General features: G+C 60.3%; 9 protein-coding genes. 7 read left to right on the forward strand and 2 right to left on the reverse strand.

Annotated elements, in window-relative coordinates:
* The first annotated feature begins 154 nt into the window (after positions 1-154).
* Positions 155-1,774: a PQQ-dependent sugar dehydrogenase gene (locus EK373_RS07730; RefSeq protein WP_232831096.1), complete on the forward strand. Its 1,620-nt coding sequence runs from the start codon at positions 155-157 to the stop codon at positions 1,772-1,774.
* A 659-nt stretch (positions 1,775-2,433) separates the two neighbouring features.
* Here the strand turns inward: EK373_RS07730 and EK373_RS07740 are convergent.
* Complete coding sequence (locus tag EK373_RS07740; protein WP_129642122.1) at positions 2,434-3,786, reverse strand: Do family serine endopeptidase; 1,353 nt, start codon at positions 3,784-3,786, stop codon at positions 2,434-2,436.
* Positions 3,787-4,402: 616 nt separating this feature from the next.
* Between EK373_RS07740 and EK373_RS07745 the strand changes: the two genes are divergently transcribed.
* The 5 genes from EK373_RS07745 (at position 4,403) to EK373_RS07765 (ending at position 11,454) form a co-directional block, all read left to right on the forward strand.
* Positions 4,403-6,547 (forward strand): adenosylcobalamin-dependent ribonucleoside-diphosphate reductase, encoded by a 2,145-nt coding sequence (locus EK373_RS07745; protein WP_232831039.1) that lies wholly within the window; start codon positions 4,403-4,405, stop codon positions 6,545-6,547.
* A 115-nt stretch (positions 6,548-6,662) separates the two neighbouring features.
* Positions 6,663-7,379 (forward strand): TSCPD domain-containing protein, encoded by a 717-nt coding sequence (locus EK373_RS07750; protein ID WP_129642123.1) that lies wholly within the window; start codon positions 6,663-6,665, stop codon positions 7,377-7,379.
* Positions 7,380-7,554: 175 nt separating this feature from the next.
* Positions 7,555-10,014: a glycoside hydrolase family 9 protein gene (locus EK373_RS07755; RefSeq protein WP_129642124.1), complete on the forward strand. Its 2,460-nt coding sequence runs from the start codon at positions 7,555-7,557 to the stop codon at positions 10,012-10,014.
* A gap of 63 nt (positions 10,015-10,077) precedes the next feature.
* Positions 10,078-10,809 carry an endonuclease/exonuclease/phosphatase family protein gene (locus EK373_RS07760; RefSeq protein WP_129642125.1) on the forward strand — a complete coding sequence of 244 codons (732 nt, stop codon included), beginning with the start codon at positions 10,078-10,080 and terminating at the stop codon, positions 10,807-10,809.
* A 15-nt stretch (positions 10,810-10,824) separates the two neighbouring features.
* Positions 10,825-11,454, forward strand: coding sequence for a trimeric intracellular cation channel family protein (locus tag EK373_RS07765; protein WP_129642126.1), 630 nt, complete (start codon positions 10,825-10,827; stop codon positions 11,452-11,454).
* Positions 11,455-11,460: 6 nt separating this feature from the next.
* Here EK373_RS07765 and EK373_RS07770 read toward each other — a convergent pair whose 3' ends face one another.
* Positions 11,461-12,351: a MurR/RpiR family transcriptional regulator gene (locus EK373_RS07770; protein WP_129642127.1), complete on the reverse strand. Its 891-nt coding sequence runs from the start codon at positions 12,349-12,351 to the stop codon at positions 11,461-11,463.
* A 152-nt stretch (positions 12,352-12,503) separates the two neighbouring features.
* On the opposite strand from EK373_RS07770, the gene EK373_RS07775 reads away from it, so the two are divergent.
* Positions 12,504-13,364 carry a class II fructose-bisphosphate aldolase gene (locus tag EK373_RS07775; protein ID WP_129642128.1) on the forward strand — a complete coding sequence of 287 codons (861 nt, stop codon included), beginning with the start codon at positions 12,504-12,506 and terminating at the stop codon, positions 13,362-13,364.
* Positions 13,365-13,366: the final 2 nt, after the last annotated feature.

Genomic DNA, 13,366 nt, shown 5'->3' on the forward strand with positions numbered 1-13,366 from the left:
GCAAACACACTTGCTGGCCAAATGATTCGGTTCGATCGGCGTTGAATTGCGAATCTCTAATGCAGCACGCGCGGGGATCGAGCCTTTGCACCAGCCGGTCTAGGAGAATGTGATCCGCACTGAGCGCTCCTAGTTGCTGTACCAAGCCGAGCCGATGCGCTTCGTAGCAAGAGCTAGAGCATGGCTACGACTCACATTCAGGCACTATGGGATTTTATTCTGCATCCTTGGATGCGCCTGCGTAAGATGCCCCTCCATAGCACATGCCGAGGAGCACTTCACTGCATGCAATGCTGCAGCACCATCCGTGGGCCAACCATACTGGGTGGAGGAACTCGCCAGCGGTCTAAGAAACCCATTCTCGTTAGCGTGGCTGCCTAATGGGGACGTGCTGATTACGGAACGGCAAGGAGGGTTACGGATCTTTAGCAACGGCCGGTTGGATCCCAGGCCCCTCAGCGGAGTCCCGGCGAGTTTCCAAAACAGTCTGAATGGTCTCAAGGACGTCTTGCTCGACCCGGACTATGAAACCAACCAAGCGATCTATTTGCTGATATCGGAAGGCACACTGGATGAACACCATACGTCCGTATACCGCGCCCGTTTCGGACGCGACGGACTTACCGAGGTAAGCCGGATCTTCCGGGCTAGAGAGGAAATGGGAGGGCCCGGGCACAGTTCTGCTCGCATGATTTGCCTTAGTGACAAGACACTACTCCTTGCTGTGCCAGAGAGTCACTACTACAAACGGATGGCGCAGCGACTCGATTCGCACATCGGTAAACTATTGCGACTCAATCGCGATGGCTCGATTCCCACTGACAATCCATTTCTCCGCAACTCGAATGCGCTTCCTGAGATCTGGTCTTATGGCCATCGTGCACCAACCGGGCTGTACTATGACTCCGATAGCGGCTTGCTCTGGGAAGTAGAGCCGGGACCTCGGGGGGGGGATGAACTCAACTTACTAAAAGCCGGAGGTAACTTCGGATGGGCCGTCGCGAGTTGGGGTTTTGAGTACAACGGAGGACCTACTGCTCCTCAGCAAGTTGGACCAAATATCGAAAGTCCGATCCTCGTGTGGACGCCGTCGGTGACTCCTTCTGGCCTGACTCGCTATCGAGGAACAACCTATCCGGCCTGGAACGGAGACTTCTTTGTCGGCCATCTGTCAGGGAGAGCTCTTGAACGCCTGAGAATCGTTGATACAAATGTCATCTCCAGAGAGACGATGTTACTTGGTCTGAAAGAACGGATTCGCGAGGTTAAGGTCGGACCTGATAATCACATTTATCTTCTTACGGACAACTCAAACGGCCGGCTCTTGCGCCTGCGGCCTGGCCAGCCCTCTATCGAACAACTTAGCCGAGTCGCACACAAGCTTGAGCCCGTCCGAACCATTGAGAGCGCCTCCAGCGCTTCGCCGCAGGAAGGTCCCGTTGACCTTGAGCAAGGCAAACAAGCGTTTATGGAACTCTGTTCGGCCTGCCACAGCCTGGGAACAGTCATTCGCGGCGGTAATATCGGTCCAGATCTAACTGCAGTTTACGGCAGGCGAGCGGGGACCAGCTCCGGATACGGCTACTCTGAAGGCATGACCAGCACCTCTCACGTATGGGATTTTCTGATGCTGGATCTGTTTCTCGCCGATCCCGCAAGCTTTGTAAGAGGCACGACTATGTCAGTCCCTCCAATCTCAGATTCAAGCGTGCGGCGACAGATCATCGAATTTCTTCGAGGCCCAGCGTCCCAATTGCCAAATAGAATGGATTGAAGGTTCGATGCCGATGACGAGTAACTGTCCCGTATGTCGACGCGACACATTGATTTGCGACTTCTGAGAGCGACGCACAGGTTGAAATCTCCGATGGACATGACTGCCCTCAACAGGACAGTCCACTCCTTCGCGGTGAGCACAATTCGATCCGCCGAGCAGTTGTCTACCATGTGATCGGCCTTAGTTGCACCGATGATTGGTACGATTTCGGCGAGATGTGGCAGTGGCCACGCAATCATAGTCTGCCGGAGTACGCGCGTGTTTTGCGCCGACGTCGACTAGCAGTTGCGCCACCCTGATTTTCGGAGCTGCCGTTCGTGGTGGATTTAGCAGCATCGGTCTTTTCGTCACGTCGCCGCCCCCTTTGAGCGGCGAATAGGCTTGTACTTGCACTTCGTTTAGACGGCAATAGTCCACGACCCCACCGTAGTTCATGCGGTCCACCATCGCGTCGTAAGCAGCAAGACCGAGCCGGATTTGGTTGGTCAACATATTTTTTGCTTGCGGCGTGCTGATGTCAGCCGATCCCGACGAGTTACTCATCGCATAGTCTACGGCGACCGGAGTGCGCTGCGCGCTCGATCAACTACTGAGCGGGTGGGACGATCGGCCCTCTGCCCGGATCGGCAGAGGGCGCGGAGACTGCTGAATCGTTGTTATTGGATCGTGAAGACCAGCGTCGAATTGCCACGCCGAATGGTCAGCGCGAACGCCGTCGCCCCATTCACCGCCTGACGCAATTGTTCGACCGTGGTGATGCGCGCGCGGCCGATCGCGAGGATCACATCGTTCGCGCGCAGACCTGCCTGCTGAGCGGGACTGCCATCGGCAACGTTTTCCACCAGCACGCCAGCATTATTTGCAGCGTTGGTCAGCGCGGCGCCTTCGAGGGCCGGATGAATCTGTGCGGCGCCTTCACCATCGGCGCCATCGCGCTCGCCGATCACAGCGCTCACCCGACGCGGCTTGCCTTCGCGAATCAAGCCCAGCTCGACCTTCTCGCCAATGCGCAGCAAGCCGATGGTGTTGCGCAGTTCGCCAGCATTGGCGACGTTGCGACCGTTGATCGACGTGATCACGTCGCCGGCCTTGATGCCCGCCCTGTCGGCTGGCGAACCTTCGATGACCTGCGAGACCAGCGCGCCTCGCGCATTTTCCAGGCCGAGGCTGTCGGCGATGCCGGGAGTGAAATTGTTAGATAGCTGCACGCCGAGCATGCCGCGCTTCACTTCGCCGTATTGGACCAGCTGCCCCATCACGGCCTTGACCATGTTGGAAGGAATGGCGAAGCCGATGCCGATGTTGCCGCCGCTGCCGGAGAAGATCGCGGTGTTGACGCCGACCAGCTGACCTTTCAGGTCAACCAGCGCGCCGCCGGAATTGCCGGGATTGATGGGAGCATCGGTCTGAATGAAATCCTGATACGACTCCGGATTGTTGTCGGAGCGGCCGAGCGCGCTGATGATGCCGGAGGTGACGGTGTGGCTGAGCGCGAAGGGATTGCCGATCGCGAGCACGAAGTCGCCGACTTCGGCTTTGGATGAATCGGCCAGCGGCATCTCGACCAGATTCTTGGCCGGGACTTTCAGCACGGCGACGTCCGACGCCTTGTCGCGACCGACGATTTCGGCCTTTACTTGCCGGTCATCGAGCAACGTCACGGTGATCTCGTCGGCGTTCTCGATCACGTGCGCGTTGGTGATGATGTAGCCGTTCTTGGCGTCGACGATGACGCCCGAGCCGGCGCTCTGGAATTGCCGCTCGCGCGGCCCCATCTCTGGAGCATCGAAAAAGCGGCGGAAAAACGGATCTTCCAGCAGCGGATTGCGCGGCCGCTGTTCCCGCACAGTGCCGCGAGTGGCGATGTTGACCACTGCCGGCGAAGCCTTTTTGACGATCGGCGCCAGCGAGGGCAGCGGCGTATCTCCGACTTTCTCCGGCAGCTGCGCGGCGGCACCCACGTTGTAGAGCAGAGCCGTTGCGGCCAACAGCGCGTAAACCTGTCTCATGAAGCAATCCTAGTGTGGAGCGTGAAAGCGGCTCGCTGCCGCGTTTGCCAAGACCATGGTTGAAGGTTTTTGGGTTCGAATCGGGCCGGTCCTGCCCAGCCCCGGATTCTATGGGCAATCCGCCTGATTTGGCATTTCGAGGCCTGTGACTGGAACAACTCCGCAATGCGGCGAAGCGTTGCAGCAGAAATGGCCTGTGTATAGGCCTGTGCACACGCCGGTGGGCACTCTGTGGATAACTTGTGTGCTTACAGTTGATTGCGGGTGGACACAAGATGTTGTGGTTTGCTGCGTTTGCAGAGATACTGGCAACCTCTTTTCGGCAGCGCCGAAATCCTCCCGCGAAAGCCAGCAAGCCCTTGAACTATAGGGGCTTTCCGAGCCTATTTTTCGAAGGAGGGTTTCTTGACGGCTTCAGATGGCAGGTCTAGGCTTGTGCCCCTGACACAATATGTAGTGTCTCGCTGTGGAAAGAAAAACACGACCGGCGGGATAACTGCGCAGGTCAGATGGACCGCCAGCTCACGGGCTTTGAAGGGGCTCGTGCTGGAGGGAGTTTTGGGACGTCAGTTGGGGACGATTGGCGCCCGCTCGCAATCCGGAGTTCTTTGCCGGCATGAAGACCGCAATCAAACTTGAGCCCATGGATGTCAACAGCATTCCGTTCCAGGAAGCCTCGCTGGATATCTGGGACAAAAAATACCGCCTCTCGGCCAAAGACGGCACGCCCGTCGATCGCTCCATGGACGACACCTATAAACGGGTCGCCCGTGCGCTCGCTGACGTCGAGAAAGAAGACGTGCGCGACCAATGGTACGAAAAGTTCCTCTGGGCGTTGCGCAAGGGCGCGATTCCGGCAGGTCGCGTCACCTCGAACGCTGGCGCGCTGGAACACAAGCCCGCCACTTCCACGATCAACTGCACCGTGTCGGGCACCATTCTGGACTCGATGGATGACATTCTCGCGAAGGTCCATGAAGCGGGCCTGACGCTGAAGGCCGGCTGCGGCATCGGCTACGAATTCTCGACCATGCGCCCGAAGGGGGCGTATGTCTCCGGCGCCGGCGCGTACACGTCGGGCCCGCTGTCGTTCATGGATATCTACGACAAGATGTGCTTCACCGTTTCGTCGGCCGGCGGCCGGCGCGGCGCGCAGATGGGCACATTCGATATCGGTCATCCCGACGCAATGGATTTCATCCGCGCCAAGCGCGAAGCCGGCCGGTTGCGTCAGTTCAACCTGTCGCTGCTGATCACCGACGAATTCGTCGAGGCGGTGAAGAAGGACCAGGACTGGCAGCTGGCCTTCCCGGTCAGCCAGCGCGAGCTCGAAGGCGGCGAAGATCTGCAGGACCGCTCCCAGTATGTGTGGCGCGAATGGCCGACCAAGGACGGCTATGTCGTGAACGACACCGGCCTGGTCTGCTGCAAGATCTATAAGACGCTGCCGGCCAAGCGCATGTGGGACGTGATCATGTCGTCCACCTACGACTTCGCCGAGCCGGGCTTCGTGCTGATCGACAAAGTCAACGAAATGAACAACAACTGGTGGTGCGAAAACATTCGCGCGACCAATCCTTGCGGCGAGCAGCCGCTGCCGCCGTATGGCTCGTGCCTGCTGGGCTCGATCAACCTGACGCGCTTCGTGCTCGATCCATTCACCGAAAATGCGCGCTTCGATTGGGAAGAGTTCCGCAAAGCCGTGAAGGTGTTCACGCGCATGCTGGACAACGTGGTCGAGATCAACGGCCTGCCGCTCGGCCAGCAGCGCGACGAAATCATGCGCAAGCGCCGCCATGGCATGGGCTTCCTGGGTCTGGGCTCGGCGATCACCATGCAGTGCATGAAGTACGGCTCGAAGAAGTCCGTGGCCTTCACGCAGAACGTATCGCGCGAAATGGCGCTCGCGGGCTGGGAAGCGGGTCTCGAGCTGGCGCGTGAGAAGGGCCCGGCCCCGATCATGGTCGAAGAGTTCGAAGTGACGGCGGAAATGCTCCGCAAGCGCCCCGAGATGGTGAAGGACGGCTGGCGCGTCGGTCAGAAGATTCACGGCCGCACTTTGCACGCCAAGTACAGCCGCTACATGCAGCGCGTTGCCGAAGCTGCGCCGGAGCTGGTCGATGAGCTGGCCGAAGTCGGTGCGCGCTTCACGCATCACAGCTCGATCGCGCCGACCGGCACGATCTCGTTGTCGCTGGCGAACAATGCGTCCAACGGCATCGAGCCGTCGTTCGCGCATCACTACTTCAGGAACGTCATCCGTGAAGGCAAGAAGACCAAGGAGAAGATCGACGTGTTCTCCTTCGAGCTGCTGGCCTACCGCGAGCTGATCAATCCGCGCGCAATGCCGAACTCCACCAACGCGGCCGAGAAGCTGCCCGACTACTTCACGACGGCGGACAACATCACGCCGAAGGAGCACGTCGACATCCAGGCGGCCTCGCAGCTGTGGATCGACTCCTCGATCTCCAAGACGGCGAACGTGCCGACGGATTATCCGTACGAGGACTTCAAGAACATCTATCTGTATGCCTACGAGCAGGGCCTGAAGGGCTGCACCACGTTCCGGTTCAACCCGGAAGCGTTCCAGGGCGTGCTGGTCAAGGAAGAGGATCTGAAGAACACCACTTATGTGTTCACGCTGGAAGACGGCACCGAAGTGAAGGTGCGTGGCGATGAAGAGATCGAGTACGACGGCGAGAAGCACACCGCCGCCAATCTCTTCGACGCGCTCAAAGAAGGCTACTACGGAAAATTTTGAGGAGACGCGGTTATCGGTTATCGGTTAGCGGTTCGCGGTTGGGTGAAGAAACCCGCGGGCCCTTCCGAACCAACCGCCAACCGCGAACCGCTAACCGCTAACCGCTGGTTCAACCATGAGCTCCAAGATCGACAAGAAAATCGTCAAGTACCGGGTCGAGAAGCCCGAAGATCGCGCGGCGGCTGAAAAGGCCGCCTCCGAAGCTGCGCAGGCCAAGGAGCGCAAGGAAGAATCGAACGTCGTCTGGATGCACGAGAAAGTCGAGCGTCCCGATGTGCTGATCGGCTCGACCTACAAGATCAAGACGCCGGTGTCGGATCACGCCATGTACGTGACCATCAACGACATCATCTTGAACGAAGGCACCCGCCACGAGCAGCGCCGGCCGTTCGAGATCTTCATCAACTCCAAGAACCTGGATCATTTCCAGTGGATCGTGGCGTTGACGCGCATTCTCTCCGCCGTGTTCCGCAAGGGCGGCGACGTGACCTTCCTGGTCGATGAGATGAAAGCCGTGTTCGACCCGCGCGGCGGCTACTGGCAGTCGGGCGGCAAGTTCATGCCATCCATCATCGCCGAGCTGGGCTACGTGGTCGAAAAGCACCTGCAGACCATCGGCCTGCTGAAGAAGCCGGAGATGGAAGAGGAGCGCAAGAAGCTCATCGAGGAAAAGAAGGCCGAGTACGAAGCGCGCAGCAAGCAAGTCGACGCCTTCGCCAAGAGCCACTTCCCGGAAGGCGCGCAACTGTGCGCCAAGTGCAGCACCACGGCCGTCGTGTTGATGGACGGCTGTATGACTTGTTTGAACTGCGGCGATTCGAAGTGCGGATGAGCACTGCCGCTTGAGCTGATTTGTTCGACGGCCTTGGGGACTAACCCACGCCACCTGCGCCCCGCCTCGTGCGGGGCGTTTTCTTTTGAGCAGGCACTGAGTCGCCCACCTTGAGCTCGCCTCCGGAAAAAGGCAGCATTGGTATCGCTAACACTGCGGCCTCCGGGGCAAAACCATGAGCTTTCATTCGAAGACAGTGGCCGTACTTTGCGCCGCGTTCATCGGCGCGATGGCGCAAGCCGCAGGCCCTGAGAAGTTGGTCCTGACGGAGAAAGAGTATTTCGCGGCGCCCGGCCTCGACGTTCTGGTGTTCAACAATACCTACGATGGCTTGTTCAGCGATGCGAAGATCGCGGGAATCGAGCTCATTCATCACGGAGTGCGCACCGCCACGAACGGCGATGTCCGCTTGGGCCCGACGCCGGAGCAATGGGACCCTACGCCTGCGGTGAAGAAACGCACGGTCGACAAGGCCAGCGGTGCGATCGACGTTCACCTGCACTACCCGCAACACAAGTTCGAGTACGTCGTTCATGCCGAGCCGAGCGCTGCGGGCGTGCGAATCAGCGTGGCCCTGGACCGTCCGCTGCCGCGCGAGCTCGAGGGTAAAGCCGGCTTCAACCTCGAATTCCTGCCTTCGGCGTATTTCACACGCACTTATCTGATGGATCGGAACAGCGGCGCTCTGCCGCTCTATCCGTTCGGCCCATCGGGGCGCGATGCGAAAGGGGAGACGACCCGCCTGCCGATGGCGACGGGACACAACCTCACGCTCGCGCCAGAAGACGCCGAACGCCGCGTGACGATTACGTCGAACAAGGCCGAGCTCGCGCTGTACGACGGTCGCAACCAGGCGCAGAACGGCTGGTTCGTGGTGCGCAGCTTATTGCCTGCAGGCAAAACCGGCACGGTGCTCGAGTGGACGCTGTCGGCCAGCACGATTCCGGGCTGGACCCGTCCGGCGGTGATCGGTCATTCGCAAGTGGGCTACGGCCCGAGCCAACAGAAGATCGCGGTGATCGAAGCCGACCCGAGAGCAGCGGCGCCGTCGACGGCCAAGCTGCTCAAGGTGAATGCGGACGGCACGATGTCGGAGGCGTTCAGTGCCCCGCCGCGACCGTGGGGCGACTACCTGCGCTATCGCTACTACACGTTCGACTTCTCGACCGTGCAGGAGCCCGGACTCTACATGATCGAAGCCGGCGGTCAGCGAACGCATGCGTTCCGCATCGCTCACGACGTGCTCGCGAGCGCGTGGCAACCGACGCTCGACGTGTACTTTCCGGTGGCGATGGATCACATGTTCGTGAACGAAGCGTATCGCGTGTGGCACGGCGCTTCGCACCTGGACGACGCGCGTCAGGCTGCGGAGAACAAGGAGCATTTCGATCTCTACGGCGGCAGCCCATCGAACGATTCGCCGTTCAAAGCCGGCGAGCACATCCCCGGGTTGAATGTCGGCGGTTGGTACGACGCAGGCGATTTCGATCTGCGCACGCAGACGCACTACAGCGTCGTGCAATCGCTCGTCGATACCTGGGAGAGATACAAGCCCATGCGCGACGAAACCTCGATCAATCAGGAGCGGCGTCACGTCGAGATCCATCGTCCCGACGGTGTGCCGGACCTGCTGCAGCAGATCGAACATGGCACGCTATTCCTGATCTCGCAGTACCGTGTGTTCGGTCACGCGATTCCCGGCATCGTCGAGCCGGACCTGGGGCAGTACACGCATCTGGGTGACGCCGTAACGAAGACGGACAACAAAATCGACGATCCCACCGACCCGAACTCGGCGAAAGACGATCGCCTCGCATTCACGACTGCGACGACCGCGCTCAACTACGGATCCGCTGCGGCGTTGGCTGCTGCGAGTCGCGCGCTGCGCGGGTATCGCGACGCATTGGCCGATGAGTGCCTCTCATGGGCGCAGAAGGCATGGGATTTCGAGGGCGGACGCAAGCCCAATCTGTTTGCGTTCGGAAATACGACTGGCGGCAATCCCGAAGATGAGGAGCTGCGCGCCGCGGTCGAATTGTTGCTCGCGACGAAGGATGCAAAGTACGCCGCGCGCGTGAACGCGTTGTGGCCGGCGATCGATCAACGCTTCATGGCGAACGCTGCCGATGCGGTGCGAGTCATGCCGCTCATGGGCAAGGACTTCGCCGCTAAGCTGCGCGCCCGTGCCGCGAAGTATCGCGATCAATCAACGGCGGAGCTCAAAGAGAATCCCTATGGTGTGCCGGTCACGCGCGCGGGCTGGGCTGGCAACGGCACCGTCGTGGCGTATTCCACGGCAGCGTTCTTTTTGCACACGGCGTTTCCCGATCTGTTCGATCGCGAAGCCGTGTTCCGCGGCTTGAATTTTTTGTACGGCACGCACCCGAGCTCCGACATCTCCTTCGTTTCGGGCGTAGGCACGCATTCGAAGAAGGTCGCATACGGCAACAATCGCGCGGACTTTTCTTTCATTGCCGGCGGCATCGTGCCGGGCGTGTTGATCCTGAAGCCCGATTTTCCGGAGAACAAGGAAGACTGGCCGTACTTGTGGGGCGAGAACGAATACGTCATCAACGTGGGCGCGAGCTATATTTTCCTGGTGCACGCCGCGCAGGAACTGTTGAATCGCGAGTGAGCGGACGCCCCGCTCGACGCGGGGCGTTTTCTTTTCTGCCGGCAGTCGCGTACCTTCGTACCCATGCCGCTCAAACTACTGACCCTGAACATCGAACACGATCGTCATCTCGACCGCGTGGCGCAGACGATTGCGACACATTTGCCGGACGTAGTCTGCCTGCAGGAAGTATTCGAGAAGGACTGCGCGAAACTGGCGGCGGTCGGCGGTTATCAAGTGAAGTACGCGCTCAGCACGCTCATGCCGGAGGGCGAGAAGGGCAATACCAGTCCGCGCAGTTGGGGAGTGGCGGTGCTGACTCGAGTGCCGGTTCACAACCAAACCGTCGCTTACTACGCCGACGACCCGCGCATCCGAATCTTCAAGGAATCCAATGATCCGCGGCGCCTGGTGGTCATGACGGAGCTCCAGCACGAGGGGCGGAACTTCAAGATCGGCACCACTCATTTCACCTGGTCGAAGAACGGCGCAACGACCGACGAACAACGCGAGGATTTCGCACGGCTCAAGCGGGTGCTGCTGCCATATCCCGACTATGTGTTGTGCGGCGACTTCAATGCGCCGCGCGGCGGGGAAATGTTCTCGAAGTTCACGGGCGAGTTGGGGCTGATAGATCACCTGCCGCCCCACGTCACCACGACTCTCGACTCGCAGTTCCACTACGCCGGCGCGCTCGAGCTGGCGGTCGACAACATTTTCTCGACGCCGGAATATCGGGTGACGCAGGTGCAGGTGCTGGAGGGCATCAGCGATCACAAGGGGATCCTGGCGGTGGTCGAGCGGCGCACGTTGTGAGCTGCAGGCGCCCGCATGAAAACCCTCGTCCTCATCCTCGATCTCGTCGGCACCTTCGTCTTCGCGCTCGCAGGTGCGACGGCGGGCGCGCGGCGGCAGTTGGATGTCTTCGGCGTACTCGTGCTGGCGTTCGCGGCGGCATGTGCCGGGGGCATCGCGAGGGATGTTTTGATTGGCGCGACGCCGCCGGCGGCCATTACAGATTGGCGGTTCCTTGCGACGTCGGTGGTGGCTGGAGTCATTGCGTTCCGGTGGCACGCCGCCATCGAGCGCATGGAGAATCCAGTCCGAATGTTTGACGCGGCGGGTCTTGCACTCTTTGCGGTGGTAGGAACTCAGAAGGCGCTGGCATACGAGCTCAATCCGGTGATGGCGGCGTTGTTCGGCATGCTGACCGGTATTGGTGGCGGAGTCGTTCGCGATCTGCTGCTGGCGCAGATTCCTCTGGTGTTGCGTGCGGATCTGTATGCGGTGGCAGCGCTCGGCGGTGCGACCGTCGTGGTGTTGGGCCAGCAGTTTGGGGCCCCGCCGCTGCCGACCGCCTTGTGCGGAGCTGCGTTCTGTTTTGTGTTACGCGTGATGGCGATCAAGCGTGGCTGGCAGCTGCCCAAGCCTTTTCAACAACCGCCGCAGCAGCCTAAATGACTGGCGTCACTCGATCCGGCGCTTGATCAGTTCCTCGCCGGAGGACTGCAGCCTGGCCGCCGTCCGGCTCTTGTGCTTCAAAGCCAGGAAAACGAATAACGCATCGATCAACGCCAGCTGCGTCACGCGCGAGGCGAGCGGCGCCTGGAAATATTTGATCTCGCTCGGTGTCGCGTACAGACAGTAATCGCTATGAGTCGTGATCGGCGACTTCATCGCGTTGGTGAGCCCGATGGTGGTGGCGCCCTTGGCCTTGGCGACTTTCAGGCATTCCACGGTTTCGCGAGTCGTGCCCGACAACGAAATGCCGATGGCCACATCGCCTTTCTCCAGCTGGGTCGCGGCGATGAGCTGAATGTGCGAGTCGAAATGCGCCGTGGCCTGCAGCCCCAGCAGCAGGAACTTGCAGTACGCCGTGTGCGCCACTGGATATGACAGGCCGATGGAGAACAGCTCCACGCGGCGGCTCTTGTCGATCACCTGCGCGATCTTTTCGAACTGAGCGGGCGGGTTGATCTGCAGGGTTTCCGTCAGGCTCTGCGCGTGAACCTGAAACACCTTCTCGAGCAGCGTGCCGCTTTCCTGCGCCTGTCCGGCGGGCAGGCCCGACTGCGCCAGGTCGCGGGCCAAGGCGATTTTGAACTCGGCAAAACCCGCGACACCGACGCGCCGGCAGAACGCCACGATGGCGCCGACACTGGCGCCGCAGTCGTCCTTCAACTGAGCGATCGATGAGGTGATGACCCGTTCCGGGTCGGCGAGCACACAGTCCGCGATCAACCGGTCTGTCGGATTGAGGGAAGCGAGGATGCCTTTGATATAGGTCAGCAACGGCCGCCGGCCGTCGGCCCCAAGCGTGTCAGTCGATGCCTTTATTGCAGAGTTCTTGCGTCGCACAGGACCATTCTATGAGCAGCCTTGACAGCACACCAGCGGCCGCGTAGTTTTGAATCAAGTTCAGTAACACTACAAAATTAGTGAACATAGTTCAGTCATAGCCCGACGCTAGTTCACCAGCCTTTTCAGCCTTTGCCATCGCGGGTTTTCCCATGTCGCTCGAACCGATCAATCGACTGATGCAGCACGCCCGCCATCACGACTATGCGCTCGGCTATTTCGAGAGCTGGAGCCTCGAGTCCGTGCAAGGCGTGATCGATGCGGCCGAAGCCACCCGCTCGCCCATCATCATCGGCTTCAACGGTGAATGGCTCGCGGACCGACAGAACGCCTCGGCCCAGGAGCTGCGCCTGTACGCGGCGCTCGGCAGGGCGGCGGCAACAGAAGCCGACGTGCCCGTCGGGTTCATCTTCAATGAATGCCCGAACGATGCTTGGGTGGAGCAGGCGATCGGCGCGGGCTTCAACCTGGTCATGCCGGCCGATCCGCACGCTCCGCTGGAGGATTACACCCGGCGTGTGAAGCGGCTCACTGCATTGGCCCATAGCCGTCAGGTCGCCGTGGAAGCGGATTTCGAAGCTGACGATCTGGACACCGCTCAGTACGCCGACGGCGCTGTGAAGTTTGTGACGGAAACGGGCGTCGACCTGCTCGCGGTCAGCGTCGGCAACGAAGAAATCAAATTGCAGGGCCGCGCGCCATTGGATTTGAGCCGTCTCGAAGCACTGGGCCGGCGGCTCGATGTGCCCCTGGTATTACACGGGGGGACCGGCATCGAGGATGACTCGATCAAGGCCGCCATTCATCTGGGTGTCAGGAAGATCAACTATGGCACCTATATGAAACAAAAGTATCTTCGAACGATCCGCGAGGCGCTGGACACCGCCGAGCCGAATCCGCACGCACTGCTCGGCGATGGCAGCGGCACCGACCTGATGGTCATCGGCCGTCGCGTCGTGAAGGAAGCCGTCCTGGAACGGATCGATCTGCTCGGTTGTTGCGGAAGGGCGTGAGC

This window comes from Peristeroidobacter agariperforans, assembly GCF_004138335.1.
GTDB lineage: Bacteria > Pseudomonadota > Gammaproteobacteria > Steroidobacterales > Steroidobacteraceae > Steroidobacter > Steroidobacter agariperforans.